This window comes from Acidithiobacillus ferrooxidans ATCC 23270 (genome assembly GCF_000021485.1).
Classification (GTDB): Bacteria; Pseudomonadota; Gammaproteobacteria; order Acidithiobacillales; family Acidithiobacillaceae; genus Acidithiobacillus; species Acidithiobacillus ferrooxidans.
This window is the reverse complement of record NC_011761.1, coordinates 35,961-52,896: the sequence shown is the minus strand read 5'-3', so window position 1 is coordinate 52,896 and position 16,936 is coordinate 35,961. Positions and strand designations below refer to the sequence as shown.

Genomic DNA, 16,936 nt, shown 5'->3' with positions numbered 1-16,936 from the left:
GATCATCAGGAGAAAGATCATGGGTAGTGCAACGAGCGTAAACGGCAGTACATTTTCAGTGGACAGAGGATGGCGCCTGGCGGCGATAGGGCTGCTCGCCGTGCGTTTTGTGCAGGGTTGGATTTACTGGGGCGGCGGCACCAGACGGTTCATCTACGGCCCGCAAAAGCTGGATGCGTGGGGTGGCGGGCACTGGATGGCCTATAAGTTTCAGACGGCCATGCCGGGTGCCCTGCTGGGCACGGAGCATCTCGTCTCCTTCCTGCTGCAGCATTTCGTTCTGCTCTATGTCGGGGTCATCGTCTTCAGCCTGGTGGAGCTATTTGCGGGCTTCATGCTCATCACCGGCCTGCTGACGCGCATCGCCGCCCTGACCACCATCGGCTTGTCCTTCGTGCTGATGCTCCTGTTCGGTTGGCAGGGGGCTACCTGCATAGACGAATGGACCATGGCCGCATCCAATTTCGCCATGGGCGTGACCCTCCTGCTGGTGGGCGGAGGCGCTTATTCCCTGGACAACTGGCTCCTCGCGAAAAAGCCCGGCCTGGCCCAAAAAGGGTGGTTTCGCTGGATGGGCGGCAGTTTGCCGTTGCCCCTGAGCGATCAGGCCTACAAGAAATTCGCGCTGGTGCTGTTCTGGATCGCCGTCGCTTTCATCGTCGGTACCTACAGCTACTATCGCGGCTCGGTGGTCACCCCTTTCCATGGCGGCCCCGTGAGCCCCTCCAAACATCATTGGTCCCTCTCTAACGGCCGCCTGCAAGGGGACGGCACGGTGACCTTCCATGCCTATGTGGACGCGGGCACCCCCGAAGCACCATCCAACGTGCTGCATGTCACACTTGTCGACCCCCGGAATGGCAGTGTGGTCGAGGAGTGGGATAGCGCCAAGCTTGCCGCCTTGCCCAAAACGGCCTTGAAAAACGACTATGATTATCAAAAAATTCATATCGGTAAATACGGGATCACCGGCCCGGTGGGTTCCAAGGCTACCATTATCCTGCCCCCAGCGGCGAGCGATCTGAAGCTGCCGGCAGGTACTTATACGCTCAAGCTGAATTCGGTAAATGGCAGCGTCTGGACCATACCCCTGCAACGCTGACATCTCCCGGCTATCCGGACAGCCCCCGCGCGGCGTACAGTGGGGGCTACTTTTGGGGGATAACATACCATCATGTCAAAAACGGTTTGGCCTATGGCCAAAGTGGCCATCATCGCGATGATCGGCGCATTCCTGCTGTGGATCAGCCTTATCAAGCCCATGCTTCATAAGTCCGATGTGGCAACGGCAACCATTCCGCTGGTGAATGGCAAAACCTTGGATGTAACGGCGCTGCGCGGCAAGGTCGTGGTATTGAATTTCTGGTCTCCCGATTGCCCGCCCTGTATCCAGGAACTGCCCGATCTGGAACGACTTTATCAGACCTACCGCGCGCAGGGTCTGGTGGTGGTAGGCATCGCCACGCCGGGATCGTCCAGGTCCAGAAGCCTCGCCGCCGCAGCCATGGCCCACGTGACTTATCCTTTATCTGTGGATCAAAATGGCACCCTCACCCGTGCAGTGGGCGGAATCATGGTTACACCCACACAGGTAATCATCGACAGGGAAGGGCGGGTGATCGACAAATACCAGGGCGTCGTTTCCGGGGAGGAGCCGATGGACGAGATTCTGCGGGCATTACAGCAGAAGTGAGGGAAAGGACGAAATACGGGTTTTGCCAGCCTACGCCGAGAGGGCAGCAGGCGATGTCGGCAGGCCACTGCAGACCCACTCATCTATACCGCCGACGACGTTATAAACCTCGTAACCATCGTCTCCCAGCATGTCCAGGGCGCATTCCGCAGCATCACAGGAACGGTTTCCGCTACCGCAGATGAAGTATAGCTTGAAACCGCCCAAGCCCCCCTTGCAGTTGCTCACGGCGTTTTTCACTTCGCGGTGAAAATGCTGATTATCCACCAGTGCGTCATCACGAATCAGCTTCCACGGGATGAGGTGCGCCCCCGCGATTTGCCCGTATAACGCATATTCCTCCTGGCATCGCACGTCAATGACGACGGAATCGCGATCGCCCAGCGCCGCAAGCGCCTGCTGACAGGTTGCTTCTTTGATTAGGTGGGACATAAGACCTGACTCACACCGGCGGGGGCACGCACGGCCCCCGGAAACCTGTTTCCAAACCCGTCAATGCGCCTGCGGGTTGTCATACTGGAACTGCCGCCAGCACGTCTGCCAGGGATGACACGCCTGCGCCATGGTGCCCGGCTCTTTACCGATGACAATGGGGTACCCTGCTTTTTTCCAGCCATTGACCCCGCCACGCAAGGCGTAGGCGTCATAACCGAGCATGCGCAATACTCCGGCCGTCTGGTTGGATAGCTGGCCTGTCGGACACATGAGGATAACGGTCTTGTTTTTGGGAATGCTGTCGCTCTTGATGGCCGCAGGAAGGTTCAGATACGGGATATTCTGAGCACCTGGCACATGGCCCTGTGCATAGCCGTAAATACGTTGCCAGCCCCGTCCGGTGCAGACATGCTTGTTGGAATGCACTCCGCAGAAAAAATCGTGATAGGTTGGCGTCCGGATATCGATCAACGCATATTTGCTGGGATCCTTGCTGATCGCCAATAACAAGCTGCGGTCCGTATACTGATAGGTGCCGTAGGGAAAGGGTTTCTGATCCGCAAAGAATTTCTCCATGCGTGCATTCAACACTTGTTGTGCGGCTTGGTTACCACTGTCGTCGGCGGAGGCCACCGATACCGACAGCCCGAATAACATACCGACCAAGGCAAATGGAATTGCGGCGTTTGCTAGGCGCTTGAACATTTTATTCTCCTGTTGAATTTCCGGAAAATGGCATGGATGAACCGACGCCCATGCCACAATTTGAGGCTGGCAACTGCCTGACCTGACTAGATGGTGCTCATGGATGCTGCACTGGCGCTTTCCATACATGGCCGTTTACGGAGGTCAGCTCGAGAACGTAAGAGCCCTGACCGATGGTGACCCCGCTTGGCATCGTTGACGGCAGGCGTACGGTGGCCTGCGCACCGACAGGTCCGGTAATGCCGAACTTCCCGGTGTGAATCTGCTGGTAGGCAAAATCGTTGGAAAAGGCGCTTTTTGGCAACGTGGAGAGGGTCGAACTGGCCCACTTCTCCACCGGCTTCCCGGTGCTGGTATCGATCAGCGCCGCCTCGAGCACATTGGACGGCTCTGCGGCCACTCCGGAATCCACATAGGCGTGGAATGTCACACCACCGCCCTTCTGCAGCGTGGCTCCGTCCAGCTTCCAGTGATGCTTCGCCGGACTCACTGGGCCACCGTGAAAAGGCGTGAACACCGAACCGCGGTAATAACTGTAAGTGGCGACGATAAAGGCCACGGCAATCCAGAACAATGTCAACGCGAGCTTCTTGAAGGCGCCATCGCTCAAAGGCAAAGGCAGGGCACCCCCCAGCCAGCGGAACAGACCATTTTGGGCCAGCGTCGGTTTCCGCGACAGGAGCCAGTTGTCCACGGAATACGCGCCGCTTCCCGCAAGAAACAGCGTGATGCCCATGGCAAAGTTGGACGCAGCCATGGTCCATTCATCGATGCAGGTGGCGCCCTGCCAACCAAACAGCAGCATCAGCACGAAGGACAAACCGAGGGTGGCCACCGCCGCGAGGCGGGTATACAAGCCGACAATCAGCATAAAGCCTGCGATCATTTCAACGGCGCTGAAAATGATCACCCCAGCATAGAGCAGGGTGAAATGATGCAATAAAAAAGCGACCAGATGATCCGTGCCCAGTATGGCTCCGGGCATTGCCGTCTGAAATTTGTAGGCCATCCAGTGGCCATGTACGTCCAGCTTTTGCGGGCCGTAGATAAAACGCCGGGTCCCGCCGCCCCAGTAGATCCATCCCTGGACGAAGCGTACGGCAAGAAGGGCGATGGCGGCGAAACGCCAACTGCGATCCGGCGTGTCCTGCGGGGTGGTATTTGACATGGTCGTTGCCATGAAGTTTCTCCTGTTCTGACTGAAAAAGGGAGGGAATTCCCTCCCTTTTTACTTATTTGCCCGTGTACGGCTTGAAACCGTAGTGCTCAAAGATCTGCAAGGCGGTGGGTGACTTCAAAAAATTCACCCAGTCCTTAGCCCACTTGGGATGCGCCGCGCCCTTGACTACGGCGGAAGCATAGATCGCCGTGGTGTTGTCCTTCGCGGGGATCGGGACGTTGGCAATGGGGTGCCCCGCCTGTTCCTGGAAGATCGCTTCCGATTTCCACGTTACCCCCGCGTCAGCGAGGCCCTGCATCAGGAAGAGCGGCGTCTGACGATGATGGATATGGGTGAGGATCGTTTCCCCGTTCTTGACTTTGGTGTCGTACACCATTTTCTCCAGCGCAGGGCCGCCAGCCTTGGTCAGAGACATTTTGATCTGTCTGGCGACGCCTTCCCAGGCGGGATTGGGCATGGATAAACGCACACCGGGCTTGCCCAGATCCTGGAGTCCGGTAATGTGGGCGGGGTTGCCTTTCGGGATCATGATGGTCAGATCATTGGTGACATAAGGCACCGCAGGACCCTGCAACAAACCTTCCTTGATGAAGGCGTTCACTTTCTTCAGCCCGGCAGCATAGACATCGGGCTTGACGGTCCACGTCATGTTGCCGATGGTGATGGTGCCACCCTGCTTCATCTGCTTGATCAGGATGCCGGGCGGCAACGTCTCGTAGTAGATCTTCCCCCGGAGAGCCGGGTATTCCTTTTCAAAGGCTTTTACCAGCGGAGCCATGGCGAAGTAGTAATTGCCGCCCACAAAAATCGTGAGTTGCGGATTGTCTATGGAGCCGTGGAAGTCCGCCAGATCATCGACTTCGGGGACCGTGAACTCCAGGCCCTGATGGATCGCGGGATTGTTTTCACCATGTTGCCAGGGCGGAAACACCTGCTCCTGATAACGGGGAGCCTCGGCTTTTCCGTTCCATCCCATATCCGCGGCCTGGGCGGCTACTCCGCAGAACAGCAAGGATGCGACTGCAGCTACGGTAGCGACTTGCAGCGTTTTACTTTTTTTCATCTCATTACCCTCATTTATGGACAGTTATTTGGCGTACTGATAGCCCGCCAACTGCAACTCCGGTAAGGTACCGACAATACCCGGGGTGAGCACTACGCCGGGAATCAAGTGGTTGGTGAATTCCGCAGCCATTTCTTCATGGCTCAGATGATCCGGGTTGATGCCCTTGGAATGTAAACCCATGGTGAGCTCCCACACCTCGTTGTGGCAGGCCAGGAATACGGCACCACGGCGCTGCAGCACGATGATGCTGTTGTCGTGGGGGGAGAAAACGCCTTCGGGATCCTCAAAATCGGCCGGATTGGTCGCCGACGCCGGGGGCTGTTTCAACCAGGCGTTCGCCTTCCATTTACCTTTGGTGGCGGTGGCGAGATACTTGTTCCAGATGTAGTTGTCGTACAGGGCAAAATGCGCGGAACCATGGGTGGCCGACAGGGCGAGGAAGTCCGGATGCTTGAACGACCAGATCTGCACATTCATGCTGTTGCGCATCAGGTTCAGCCACGGGCTGGTCAGCGCGGTATTGTCCCATACCTGCTTGGGACCGCCGGCGTAGTGCAGTATCTCATCCAATGCTTCGCTGTCCCATTGGTCCGGGCTGGTCAACATCATGGGAACGGTTTTGAAATCGCGCCGCCGCGGCGCTTTGGCCAGCCGGTTACTCAATTCCTGCAGCGTGCCGGCACCGGTGGGCAACAGGTTGGCGGGGTTTCCGCTCATGCCGGCGGCCATGGCGGAGGCATTGGCCCCCAGGGCACCCACGGCGACCGCCCCCGCGCCCAGCACCGTACGCTTCATTGCTTCTCTGCGGCTCAACAGATTTGATTCGTTGCTCATGTCCATTCTCCTTTCAAGTTGATCCAACTAGAACACCACTCAACTCCTAAGATCCTTGATCACATCCTCTTTTGTAATCAGTCGCTGCACATCTTCTTTGCTGTCGATCAACATGGCGGTTTCTTCCGAAAGGGAGGGGTCGCGGAACAGGCGCCCGACCCACATGCCGCCAAAGGTCCGCCAGGTCACCACCACCCAGAAAAAGGCCAGGAGAATGGTAAAAGCGGCACCGATATGATCGAACACTACGAACCTCGTTTCCCTCGCCAGGGCATAGGTGGACGCCGTAAAGACGCCCAGAGGGAAGGTGAAACCCCACCAGCCCATGTTGAAGGGTAGGCCCTCATTCAGATAGCGCAAGGTGAAAAATATGGCAATCGCCATCCACCACAACCCGAAACCCCACAATACGAGGCCCGTGATGATACCAACGGGCTCTCCCAACGCACCCACTGCCGCCATGGAACTGTTAGCAAAGGCATACTGATCAGAGGGACCCAGCACCAGCATTGCCAGTGAACCGGTGCCCAGGGGACCGAGAGGCAGCCAGGCGGATACGGCCATGTCGATGTGCGGCATTTTGTGCAGGGTCAGACGGAGGAAGAGGATCGTCAGTATGGCAAAGGCCAGGGGCACGGAAATGGCCCAAAGCACGTAACTGGTATAAATCACCCAGCCGGCCGCGCCCGTGCTCAGATGCCCCGCCAGCATCCCGCCGCTTGCCGCCGCCACCTCCGGCGGAACCACCGGCAGCAGCCATGCCGCGGTCATGCGGTCCATGGCATGGTGCTGGGTCGTAAACATATAATAAGGGACTGCCAGCACGGAAAAAAGCGAGAGGACCACGTCTACCCACCAGAGATAGTGGGCAACGAGGGTGGTTTCGGGCGTTAGCGGCCACAGCAGGAAGATGCCGTTGACGATCGTGGCAAATCCCATGGGAATGGCCCCGATGAACAGGGACTGCACGGGGTGTTCAAAGAGCCGACGAAAGGCGGCCGGATAAAAAATGGCGCGCCCCAGAAACAATACCGTGAAAAGGCCGAAAAAAAAGACGTTGATCGACCAGAGCCCTCGCGCAACCACGAGCTGACCGGAGAAATGGTATGGGAAATCGGCGAGCATCAGGGCCAGGATACCTGTCCCCATGTTCGCGGCAAACCAGTTTGGTGTAAAGTGGCGCACCACTTCGCGCAAATCACCATTAGGAACTGCTGATAAAAACCTAGCCATGCATTGATTACCCATCTGTTGTAGCGGCCTCGAAACATAAAACACTTTGCAGTCAATTGAAAATTACGATTTTTGCCAATTCTATAAGTAATTTTTATATTTAATGAGATAGTTGGCCTTTGATCTATGACACGTTATCGATGTGACCAGCGGAAAAAACCATAAATCTCGCGTTAACGACTGAAATTACGTCACTTATTCATATCCAGACAACGACAGGATCATAATAAAACTTATTCATTCATCATCCTTATATGTACATAATGCATGTCTATTAGCTGTGCTGCGGCTATTTGGCTCCGCGTTATCATCCACTGTTCTCATCGATATGAATTCCGCAACAGCCACGTCACGGTTTCGAGGCCGCTCTGGCGCGAAATTCGGCGGACAGCGGCCTTCGCCGCCTCGCGCCTTCCCGGTGATGTGCAAAAGCCATCACTCCCGCTCTGAAAACGCATTTTGCCCCGGGCACGGCAGTCCTCTAAGATGCATCGTATCTTCGCCGCTCCGGGTATCTGCTTGGCCGTTCGCCCTGTTTCTCCAGACGCCGTCGCTGACCCCACATTTACCAGGGTAGATAGCGTGCTGCTGTTGCTGGGCCTGAGCAGCGGCCTGCTGCTGGCTTCGTGGAGCCTCGCCTGGTCCATCCCGATGCTGCCGTACATCGCTGGCGCCTACAGCACCAGCCTCGACCACGCGATCTGGTCGCTGACTTTTTACCTGCTGGCCTGGGCGCTCGCGGTGGTACCCGCGACCTGGCTCTACCAGCGTTTCGGTGAACTGCGGATGTTTCAGATCTCCCTCACCCTGCTGATGGTGGCCACCCTGCCCGATGTCTTCAGCGACCATTTCGGCTTATTTTTGGGCGGCAGGTTTGTGCAGGGCATGGCGGCGGGTTTTCTGACGCCCCTGACCCGGCGACTGCTGATCCGCTATGCGCCGTTGCGCTGGCAAAAGACGGCTGCCGATCTCAGCATCGTCAATCTGGTGCTGCCCTTGCTTGCCGGGCCCTCGCTGGCGGGCTGGATCGCCTATACCTGGGACTGGCGGGCCGCGGCGGTGTTGACCTTTCCCGTGGGTTTACTGGCGCTGGGCATGGTCTCCGCCCTGTTGCGCGACAATCCCGAGGAACACCTGCGCCAACCCTTCGACTGGATCGGGCTGGTGCTGCTCGCCGCATGGAGCGCCACCTTCCAGATCGTGCTCAACCGCGGCGAGGACTGGAACTGGTGGGATGCCCCCGCCATCCGCTGGCTGACCGCGCTGGGCGCCGTGCTCCTCGTGGCCTTCTTCCTCTGGGAAAGGGATCAACCGCACCCCTGCCTGGACCTCCGCCTCCTGCGGCGACGGAATTACGTGCTGGCGCTGCCGGCGCTGGTTTTCGGGTGGGGACTGCTGCTGGGCGGGAACAGTCTTTTTGTCTCGGCCCTCATCAGTCATGCCAACTATTCCGCTTTCTGGGCGGGCGTGGTGTTGCTGCCCATGGCCCTCGGCGGCGTGCCACTGATCGCGGTGATGGGACCCATCTCGCACCGGGTGAATCCGCGCTGGCTGGCAACCATCTGCTTTGGATTCGTCGCCATTTATGGATTCACCACTCGGCTCAACCTGCACAGCAATCTGCGCAGCCTGCTTCTCAGCCATTTGATCGAAGGCGTCGCCATCGGGTTTTATCTGGTACCCCTGAGCTTGATCATGTTTTCACGGCTGCCCCAGAGCCGCCTGCCCGCGGCGGCCACCTTGCAGAACTTCGTGCGGATTCTCGGCGGCGCTTATCTGTCCAGCGCTTTCTCGGCGCTGTGGATGCGTCATGGCGACACCTTCAGGGCGCATCTGACCTGGCAATCCCCCACTTTGCCCCTGCAAAGCATGCTGGAGCACTGGCCCGTAAGGGGCTCCGCAGCGCGGGCCCTGTCCATCCAGCACCTGACCACCCAGAGTGCCGCACTATCCATGCAATCCATGCTCTGGCTCTGGGGCTGGATGGCGCTGGTTGTGCTTGCCCTCGTATGGCTCACCAAAGGGCCATATCGCCGCAGGGCAGGGCAGGTTCGGCGGGTCACCATCGAGCAGCAGATCATGGAAAGCGCCGGTTTTGACGCGGAGCCGAGTCGGCGGGAGGATGTGGAACGTGCACCGTAAACGCTGGATCGCCGCATGCGCGGCCCTCGGCGTCGTGGCCCTCGGCGGCTGCGCGCCGACCATCCGTGCCCCGAACCCCGCGGATGTCAAGGCGCCGGCCTGGGCGATGAGCGTGCAACGGATGGACGGCGCCCAGGCATTGCCCACCGGCGCGTGGCCGCAACAGGACTGGTGGACGGGACTGGCCAGCGCCGGACTCGATCAAGTCATGACCCGTGCCCTGAGCCCGGCCAATCCGCGTTTGGCGGAGGCCGTCGATACGGTCCAGTGGGCGGCATCGGTCAGCACCTGGCGGGCGGCGGCCCTCGGTCCGCAGCTTTCCGGGCAGGCGGCCATCACGCCTTTGCAGTTCAGCGGCAACAGCCCGCTGGGGGCGCTCGGTCTGGGCAACAAACTCTATGACAGCGGCGATATCGGCCTCGGTTTTACGCAGGCGCTCGATTTCTGGGGCAAATATGCGGACCGCCTCAAGGCGGCGCTGGGTGAACAACGCGCCGCCGAAGCGCGGCTGGCGGACACCCGCCGCCTGCTCGCCGCCGCCGTCGTCAATGCCTATCTGCGCTGGGCGGAAGCCGAACAGCAGCTCGCCAGCACCCGGCGTTTACAGCACCTCTACCAACAGCGGCAAGCGTTGATACGAACCCGGCGGTATCTCGGCCTCGGAACCGACTTATCCATTGCCAGTCTGTCTTTGCAGATCCAGCAGAATACCGCCCGCCTGGCCCGCTGGCAGCAACGGGCGGCTGCCGCACGCTTCGCCGTGGCAGAGCTCGCGGCGATTGCACCGGACGCCCTCCCGCCACGGCCGGTGGCGCCCGCGTCTGCAGTAATCCCCACCCTGCCCCCACACCTGAGTCTGGACCTCCTTGCCCACCGCCCCGACGTGCAGGCGGCTCGCGCGCTGGCGCGGGCCAGCGTCCAGCAGACCAAAGCCGCCCGCGCCGCTTTTTATCCGGATATTTCCTTCTCGGCCTTGCTGGACATGAACAGCGCCCACCTCGCCACGCTTCTGAACCCGGCGAGCTTTGCCTACAGTTTTGGACCCGCCTTGCGGTTACCGATTTTCACCAGCGGCGCCCTGACCGGCCGCTTCCGCGGCGCCGAGGCGCAGCAGGCCAAGGCGGTGGCCGTTTACCAGGAAAGCATCCTGCAATCGGTCCGGCAGGTACTGACGGCACTGTCGGGATACCAGCACGGCCGGCAGGTTTGGCAAGCCGAGGTGGTCGGTACCGGCGCCACTCGGGAGCAGGAAAAGCTGACCGCCACCGCCCAGGCGTTGGGCCTCAGTGACCGCGCGGCGCTGCTGCAGCGGCAGATCGCCCTCATCCATCAGCAAATGACCCAGCGCCTTGCCCATTATGCGGCACTACAGGCCTGGGCCCAGTTGGAAACCGCATTGGGAGGCGGCTATGATCAGTCCCGACAGCACCCCTGACAACGCGAGCAAGGCCGGGGCGGACCAGAGGCGGCGCAACCTCTGGATACTGGCCGCCGTCGTCCTGCTCGGTCTGCTGGTCTACGGCCTCTGGTGGCTGCTGATCGGACAAAGGCGACTGGAGGTAGACGATGCCTATGTCGAGGGCAACCTTTACGCGGTGGATGCGCGCACGACCGGAACCGTCGCCGCGATCCCCGCCTACGACACCATGCGGGTGGAGGCAGGCTCCCCTCTGGTGATACTCCGCGGCGAACGTGCCGGTCGCAAGCTGCAACAGGCGGAAGCACAACTGGCGCAGGCCCGGCAAAATGCGCTGGCGCTGGTCCACGAAATTCAGGCCAGTCGCAGCAAGGAGGCCGCCCTGCGGGCCAGCCTGAACAGTGCGCAGCAGAAAGCCTGGCGCCTACGGGCGTCGGCCAGCGCCGGTGCGAGCGAGGATATGGACGCCATCACGGCGGCCGACGCGGTGCGGCGCCTGCAAGCCGAAATCGGCGCCGAATCGGCGCATAGCGCCGCCCTCATCGCGCAGCTCGGGGCCGCCGGTCCGGCGGGCAATCCCGCCGTACGTGCGGCGACGCAGGCCCTGGCCCTGGCCCGCCTGAACTGGACACGACGCATCATCCGCGCCCCGGTCACCGGTATCGTCGCGCAGCAGGCGGTGCAGCCCGGACAGTGGGTGAGCGCGGGCCAGCGCCTGTTCACGGTGGTGCCATTGCAGCAGATATGGGTCACTGCCAACATCAAGGAAACCCGTCTGGCGGGAGTGCGCCCCGGCGCGGCGGTGACACTGCATTCTGATCTTTATGGTAACGGCGTTACCTATCACGGCTGGGTGGTGGGACTGGGAGGGGGCTCCGGCGCCGTCTTCGCGGTGCTGCCGCCGGAGAATGCCAGCGGCAACTGGATCAAGTTCACCCAGCGGGTACCGGTGCGCATCGCCGTCGATCCGAAGGACTTGACCCGGCACCCGCTGCGTCCCGGTCTGACCATGACGGCCCGGATCGCGCTGCATGGCCCGTGGATACGGCGGCCGGTACCGGACTGGTTCCTGCGTTCCGCAGCCGCTTCGCGCCCGGCTCCCTGACTGGCCGCCCGCGCCGGCCCTGGGCTACACTCCCAGTCCCGAATCCAGGAGTAATACCGGAGTGGACCTGCGTCATCTGCGCCATTTTGTCGTGCTCGCCGAGGCCCTGAACTTTCATCGGGCGGCGACTCGCCTGCATCTCGCCCAGCCCTCCCTGAGCCGCAGCATCCGCGCTCTGGAAGAGGAGATCGGTCTGCCGCTTTTTTTGCGCAACCAGCGGGAAGTCTCCCTCACGGCCGCCGGTCGGGTGCTCCTGCCCGAAGCCCGACAATTGCTGGCGCAGGCGCGGCGCACGGAGGCTCTGCTCGGCGATCTGCAAAACGGGCAGGCCGGCACCCTGCGGATCGGCTTTCTTGCCTCCACCGCCATCGCCCTTCTGCCTGGGCTGTTGCGCGGTTTTCGTCAGCACTTTTCGCAGGTGCATCTGGAGTTGCGGGAGATGAGCAGCGATGCGCAGTTGCAGGCCCTGCGCGATGACCAGATCGATATCGGCTTCATCCGCGATATCGGCATCCTGCCGGATATCCACCAGCATCTGCTGCAACGGGAGGCGCTGATGCTGGTGCTCCCGGAGGATCATCCCTTCGCCGCAGAGAGCGCCATAGCCCTCCATCGCCTGCACCATGAGTCGTTGATTCTCCTGCGCCGCGAGGTGGCACCAGCGTCCTATGACCGCATCCTTGCCCAATGCCACATCCATGCCCTGAAGCCACATATCCTGATGGAACTCGCCGATTCCAATGCCGTGTTCAGCGCGGTCTTGGCGGGCCTCGGACTGGGTTTCCTGTTCTCGGCCTTTGCGGAAATTCAACGTCCGGGAATCGTCTTCCGACCGCTGGCGGATGTCCTGGGAGACAGTGAGGTAAGTCTCGCCTGGCGCGGACGACAGGAGGACGGAAATCCGGCAGCGCGAACTTTTGTAACCATGGTGCAGCAGCGATATGCGCTGCAGGCCCAGCCCTGAGACCGGCTGCATAGTCCACATCGAGCCCTGATTTGCGCTACACTAGGCCGACTCCGCCCTCCGGCGGTCTGAACCCACTCTCTGGATGGAACACGGCATGGCGCAATACGTTTTTACGATGAATCACCTCAGCAAGATCGTGCCGCCCAAGCGCGCCCTGCTCAAGGACATCTCCCTGTCCTTCTTCCCCGGCGCCAAAATCGGCGTGCTCGGCATGAATGGTGCCGGCAAGTCCACCCTGATCAAGATCATGGCGGGTATCGACAAGGAGTTCGAAGGCGAGGCGCTGCCCATGCCCGGTCTCAAAATTGGTTATCTGTCGCAGGAACCGCAGGTGGATCCGAACAAGACGGTGCGCCAGGTGGTAGAGGAGGGTCTCAGTGACATCCTCGGTGCGCAACAGGAACTGGAGGCGGTTTACGCCGCCTACGCCGAGCCCGATGCGGACTTCGACGTCCTCGCGGCCGAGCAGGCGCGCCTGGAGGCCATTGTCGCCGCCGGTGATGGCCACCAGGCGGCGCAACAGATGGAAGTCGCCGCTGACGCCTTGCGTCTCGCCCCCTGGGACGCCTTGGTTGGCCCGTTATCCGGTGGTGAAAAGCGCCGTATCGCCCTCTGCCGTCTGCTCATCAGCCGCCCCGACATGCTCCTCCTCGACGAACCCACCAACCATCTGGACGCCGAATCGGTAGACTGGCTGGAGCAATATTTACAACGCTTCTCCGGCACCGTGGTCGCCGTCACCCATGATCGCTACTTTCTCGACAACGCCGCCGAGTGGATTCTGGAGCTGGATCGTGGTCATGGCTTCCCTTACAAGGGCAACTACTCCGCCTGGCTGGAGCAGAAAGAAAAACGCCTGGAGCAGGAGGCCAGAACCGAGGTGTCGCGCCTCAAGGCGATGCAGCACGAGCTGGAATGGGTGCGTCAAAACGCCAAAGGCCGCCAGAGCAAAAGTAAGGCGCGCATGGCCCGCTTTGAAGAATTGAGTTCCTACGAATACCAGACCCGCAATGAAACCCAGGAGATTTTCATCCCGGTGGCGGAACGCCTCGGCAACGAGGTGATCGAGTTCCGTGATGTGACCAAGGGCTTCGGCGACAAACTGCTTTTTGAGCATCTCAGCTTTAAAGTGCCGCCGGGCGCCATCGTCGGCGTCATCGGTCCCAACGGTGCTGGTAAATCGACCTTTTTCCGCATGATCGTGGGCCAGGAAAGCCCGGATAGCGGGGCAGTCATCCTTGGCTCCACCGTCAAACTCGCCTATGTGGACCAGTCCCGCGATGCGCTCGCCGCCAAAAACAATGTCTGGGAAGAAATATCCGGTGGGTTGGACATCCTCACCGTCGGCAAGTTTGAAATCCAATCCCGTGCTTATTGCGGCCGCTTCAACTTCAAGGGTGCCGACCAACAAAAGCTGGTGGGACAGTTGTCCGGCGGCGAGCGCGGCCGCCTGCATCTGGCCAAGACCCTCATCGCCGGCGGCAACGTCCTCCTCCTCGATGAACCTTCCAACGACCTCGATGTGGAGACGCTGCGCGCCCTGGAAGATGCCCTGCTGGAGTTCGCCGGCAGCGTTATGGTCATCTCCCATGACCGCTGGTTCCTCGACCGCATCGCCACCCACATCATCGCTTTTGAAGGCGATGCCCATGTCGAGTTTTTTGCGGGCAACTACCATGAGTATGAAGCCGACAAAAAACGGCGCCTGGGTGAAGAGGGTGCCCGGCCCCACCGCCTGCGTTACAAGCCCATCGTGCGCTGAGGCGCCTTGACTTTCACGCAGCATCTCCTTATCTTCTCAGCCCTTAAGAATTACCCGCAGGAAGTGTCTCATGAAGCGTACTTTTCAGCCCAGCGTCGTTCACCGTAAGCGGACCCACGGTTTCCGTGCCCGCATGGCCACCAAATCCGGCCGCCTCGTGCTCAAGCGCCGTCGTGCCAAGGGCCGTCAGCGCCTTTGTCCGTAAGCCGATGAACCCGGCGCTGGCGCATCCTCATCGTTTTACCCGCGAGGATCGTCTCCGCCAGAAGGTGGCTATCCAGCGCACCCTCAAGCAGGGGCGCAAGAAGGTTTTTCCGGAATTGGTGATCTACGCCCTGCGTAATGAGCTGCCACATCCCAGGCTGGGTCTGGCGGTGAGTCGCAAGGTGGGCAATGCCGTGGTCCGCAACCGCATCAAGCGGCGCCTGCGCGAAGCCTTCCGGCAGCAGTCGGTGCGCACACGGGGGCGCGACGTGCTGGTCGTGGCGCGGCCGAGCGCCCGGCAACTCAGCATGCGGGCCATGGGTGCCTACCTTCAGCAAACCCTGGAGAGAACATGAGTGTGCGGCGCGCGGCAGTGGTCGTGGTGCGCGGCTACCAGTACATCATCAGCCCCATGCTCGGACACAACTGCCGCTTTTTTCCGACCTGCTCCGAATATACCTGTCAGGCCATCGAACGCTACGGCATCGCCAAAGGTTCCTGGCTAGGCATCAAACGCATCAGCCGCTGCCATCCCTGGCACCCCGGTGGTGTCGATCCCGTTCCTTAAAAGCCCTGGGGCCCCATGGATAATCAGAAGACCATCCTCGCCGTTGCACTTGCCGTAGTCGTCTTTCTGCTGTTTCAGGCCTGGCAGGAGCAGAATGCGCCGAAACCTGCAGCCGGACCTGCTGTCAGCCGGAGTGTGACGGCGCCCGGCGCTACGGCCACCTCGCCGGCGCCGGTGGATGTAGTGCCGGCTAGCGCCGGCGGTCTCCCACCGGCGACCGGGGCCGCGGTATCTTTCCAGACGCAGGTGTTCACCGGTCGGATCAGCCTGAACGGCGGAGATATTCAAAACCTGGGCCTGCGCCACTACCCACAGGCGGTGGACGATACCGCCCCTTATCCTCTCCTCGACGGAGCACCGGCCAGGCTCACCATACAACAGAGCGGCTTCGTCAGCAGCGACGGGCAGACCCTGACCGCCCGGTTTGCCGCCCCCGCCGGCCAGACGACCGCAGGCCAGCCCATCGTCCTCACCGGCAAGGCCGGCCCCCTGACCGTAGAAAAAACCTGGACATTCCAACCCGACAGCTATGTGGCGGAAGAACACGTCACCATCACCAATAGCGGGTCCGCGCCGTGGAACGGCAGCTATTTCGATCAGATCCTGCGTAACGACCGCACCGAAACGCACATGTTCATGTCGATTTTCACTGGCGCGGTGCTCATGCACCAGGGCAACTTCAGCGAGGTGAGTTTCAGCGATATCCACGACCATCCGGTACTGAAATCCGGCCCCGGCTGGGCGGGGATGATGGACCATTACTTTCTCACCGCCATCCTGCCCTCTGCTCATGCGCAAGTTCAGGTTTATGCGCGTCCTTCGGGTACCAATTATGTTGCCGGGGTGAGCACCCCGCTGCCCACCCTGGCGCCGGGTCAGAGCACCACCATCACCCAACAGCTCTTCCTTGGGCCGAAGCGGCAACAAACGCTGGCCGCCATGGGGCGCGGCCTGGAACAGACCGTGGACTACGGCTGGTTCGCCATCATCGCCGAGCCCATGCATGTAGTCCTGACCTGGTTCCACGGGCTGGTCGGCAACTGGGGGCTGGCGATCATCCTGCTCGTCATAGTGGTCAAGTCCATCTTCTTCTACCCCTCGGCCATCAGCTACCGTTCCATGGCCAACATGCGGAAGCTCCAGCCCAAGCTGGAGAAACTGAAGCAGGAAGTCGGCGACGATCGCCAGAAGCTGGGCGCGGCCATGATGGAGTTGTATCGCAGCGAGAAGGTCAACCCCATGGCAGGCTGTCTGCCCATCATACTGCAGATGCCCTTCTTTATCGCCCTGTACTGGGTACTGGTGGAGAGCGTCTCCCTGCGGCAGGCGCCCTTCATCCTCTGGATTCATGATCTGGCCATACCCGACCCTTACTTCATCCTGCCCCTGCTCATGGGCATATCCATGTTCTTCCAGCAGCGCCTCAATCCCGCGCCGGTAGACCCCATGCAGAAGCGCATCATGTCCGCGCTGCCGGTGGTCTTCGCCGTGTTCTTCTCCTTCTTCCCCGCAGGCCTAGTGCTCTACTGGCTGACCAACAACGTGGTTTCCATCGGCCAGCAGTACCTGATCACCCGTCATATCATGAAGGCCAAGGACTAGGGTGCCGGTGAGGATTTGTCCGC

Annotated in this window: 17 protein-coding genes; 11 read left to right on the top strand and 6 right to left on the bottom strand. The window is 60.7% G+C overall.

Annotated features, from left to right (window positions below; all coding sequences use genetic code 11):
* The first annotated feature begins 19 nt into the window (after positions 1 to 19).
* Both AFE_RS00230 and AFE_RS00225 read left to right on the top strand, forming a co-directional pair.
* Positions 20 to 1,102: a TQO small subunit DoxD gene (locus AFE_RS00230; protein ID WP_012535763.1), complete on the top strand. Its 1,083-nt coding sequence runs from the start codon at positions 20 to 22 to the stop codon at positions 1,100 to 1,102.
* A gap of 72 nt (positions 1,103 to 1,174) precedes the next feature.
* On the top strand, positions 1,175 to 1,693 hold the full coding sequence (locus AFE_RS00225) for a TlpA disulfide reductase family protein (RefSeq protein WP_012535762.1): 519 nt from the start codon (positions 1,175 to 1,177) through the stop codon (positions 1,691 to 1,693).
* 30 nt (positions 1,694 to 1,723) lie between these two features.
* Here the strand turns inward: AFE_RS00225 and AFE_RS00220 are convergent, their stop codons facing one another.
* The 6 genes from AFE_RS00220 to AFE_RS00195 form a co-directional block, all read right to left on the bottom strand.
* Positions 1,724 to 2,125, bottom strand: a complete 402-nt coding sequence (locus tag AFE_RS00220) for a rhodanese-like domain-containing protein (RefSeq protein WP_009566758.1) — start codon at positions 2,123 to 2,125, stop codon at positions 1,724 to 1,726.
* A 60-nt stretch (positions 2,126 to 2,185) separates the two neighbouring features.
* Positions 2,186 to 2,833, bottom strand: coding sequence for a rhodanese-like domain-containing protein (locus tag AFE_RS00215; RefSeq protein ID WP_009566760.1), 648 nt, complete (start codon positions 2,831 to 2,833; stop codon positions 2,186 to 2,188).
* 97 nt (positions 2,834 to 2,930) lie between these two features.
* Positions 2,931 to 4,013 (bottom strand): TQO small subunit DoxD, encoded by a 1,083-nt coding sequence (locus AFE_RS00210; RefSeq protein WP_009566762.1) that lies wholly within the window; start codon positions 4,011 to 4,013, stop codon positions 2,931 to 2,933.
* Between the two features lie 52 nt (positions 4,014 to 4,065).
* Positions 4,066 to 5,076, bottom strand: a complete 1,011-nt coding sequence (locus AFE_RS00205; RefSeq protein WP_009566763.1) for a substrate-binding domain-containing protein — start codon at positions 5,074 to 5,076, stop codon at positions 4,066 to 4,068.
* A gap of 24 nt (positions 5,077 to 5,100) precedes the next feature.
* A complete protein-coding gene (gene tetH, locus AFE_RS00200; RefSeq protein WP_012535761.1) occupies positions 5,101 to 5,913 on the bottom strand; it encodes a thiosulfate dehydrogenase in 813 nt (270 codons plus the stop codon).
* A gap of 39 nt (positions 5,914 to 5,952) precedes the next feature.
* Entirely contained in the window at positions 5,953 to 7,146 is a 1,194-nt protein-coding gene (locus AFE_RS00195) for a TDT family transporter (RefSeq protein ID WP_070807677.1), read from the bottom strand.
* Between the two features lie 486 nt (positions 7,147 to 7,632).
* On the opposite strand from AFE_RS00195, the gene AFE_RS00190 reads away from it, so the two are divergent.
* From AFE_RS00190 to yidC, 9 genes are all read left to right on the top strand, one after another.
* Positions 7,633 to 9,288, top strand: a complete 1,656-nt coding sequence (locus tag AFE_RS00190; protein ID WP_012535759.1) for an MFS transporter — start codon at positions 7,633 to 7,635, stop codon at positions 9,286 to 9,288.
* Positions 9,269 to 10,723 (top strand): efflux transporter outer membrane subunit, encoded by a 1,455-nt coding sequence (locus AFE_RS00185; RefSeq protein WP_009560919.1) that lies wholly within the window; start codon positions 9,269 to 9,271, stop codon positions 10,721 to 10,723. Before AFE_RS00190 ends, AFE_RS00185 begins: the two co-directional genes overlap by 20 nt.
* Positions 10,698 to 11,810, top strand: coding sequence for an HlyD family secretion protein (locus AFE_RS00180; protein WP_009560918.1), 1,113 nt, complete (start codon positions 10,698 to 10,700; stop codon positions 11,808 to 11,810). Before AFE_RS00185 ends, AFE_RS00180 begins: the two co-directional genes overlap by 26 nt.
* A 61-nt stretch (positions 11,811 to 11,871) precedes the next feature.
* Complete coding sequence (locus AFE_RS00175; RefSeq protein WP_012535757.1) at positions 11,872 to 12,774, top strand: LysR family transcriptional regulator; 903 nt, start codon at positions 11,872 to 11,874, stop codon at positions 12,772 to 12,774.
* A 97-nt stretch (positions 12,775 to 12,871) separates the two neighbouring features.
* Positions 12,872 to 14,539, top strand: coding sequence for an energy-dependent translational throttle protein EttA (gene ettA, locus AFE_RS00170; protein WP_009560917.1), 1,668 nt, complete (start codon positions 12,872 to 12,874; stop codon positions 14,537 to 14,539).
* A 70-nt stretch (positions 14,540 to 14,609) separates the two neighbouring features.
* Positions 14,610 to 14,744 (top strand): 50S ribosomal protein L34, encoded by a 135-nt coding sequence (gene rpmH / locus AFE_RS00165; RefSeq protein ID WP_009560916.1) that lies wholly within the window; start codon positions 14,610 to 14,612, stop codon positions 14,742 to 14,744.
* Positions 14,713 to 15,099 (top strand): ribonuclease P protein component, encoded by a 387-nt coding sequence (gene rnpA, locus AFE_RS00160; RefSeq protein WP_225487353.1) that lies wholly within the window; start codon positions 14,713 to 14,715, stop codon positions 15,097 to 15,099. Before rpmH ends, rnpA begins: the two co-directional genes overlap by 32 nt.
* Positions 15,096 to 15,311, top strand: a complete 216-nt coding sequence (gene yidD / locus AFE_RS00155) for a membrane protein insertion efficiency factor YidD (protein WP_009560913.1) — start codon at positions 15,096 to 15,098, stop codon at positions 15,309 to 15,311. The genes rnpA and yidD overlap by 4 nt, the downstream gene beginning before the upstream one ends.
* Before the next feature lie 15 nt (positions 15,312 to 15,326).
* Entirely contained in the window at positions 15,327 to 16,913 is a 1,587-nt protein-coding gene (gene yidC, locus AFE_RS00150; RefSeq protein ID WP_009560912.1) for a membrane protein insertase YidC, read from the top strand.
* The last annotated feature ends 23 nt before the right edge of the window (positions 16,914 to 16,936 follow it).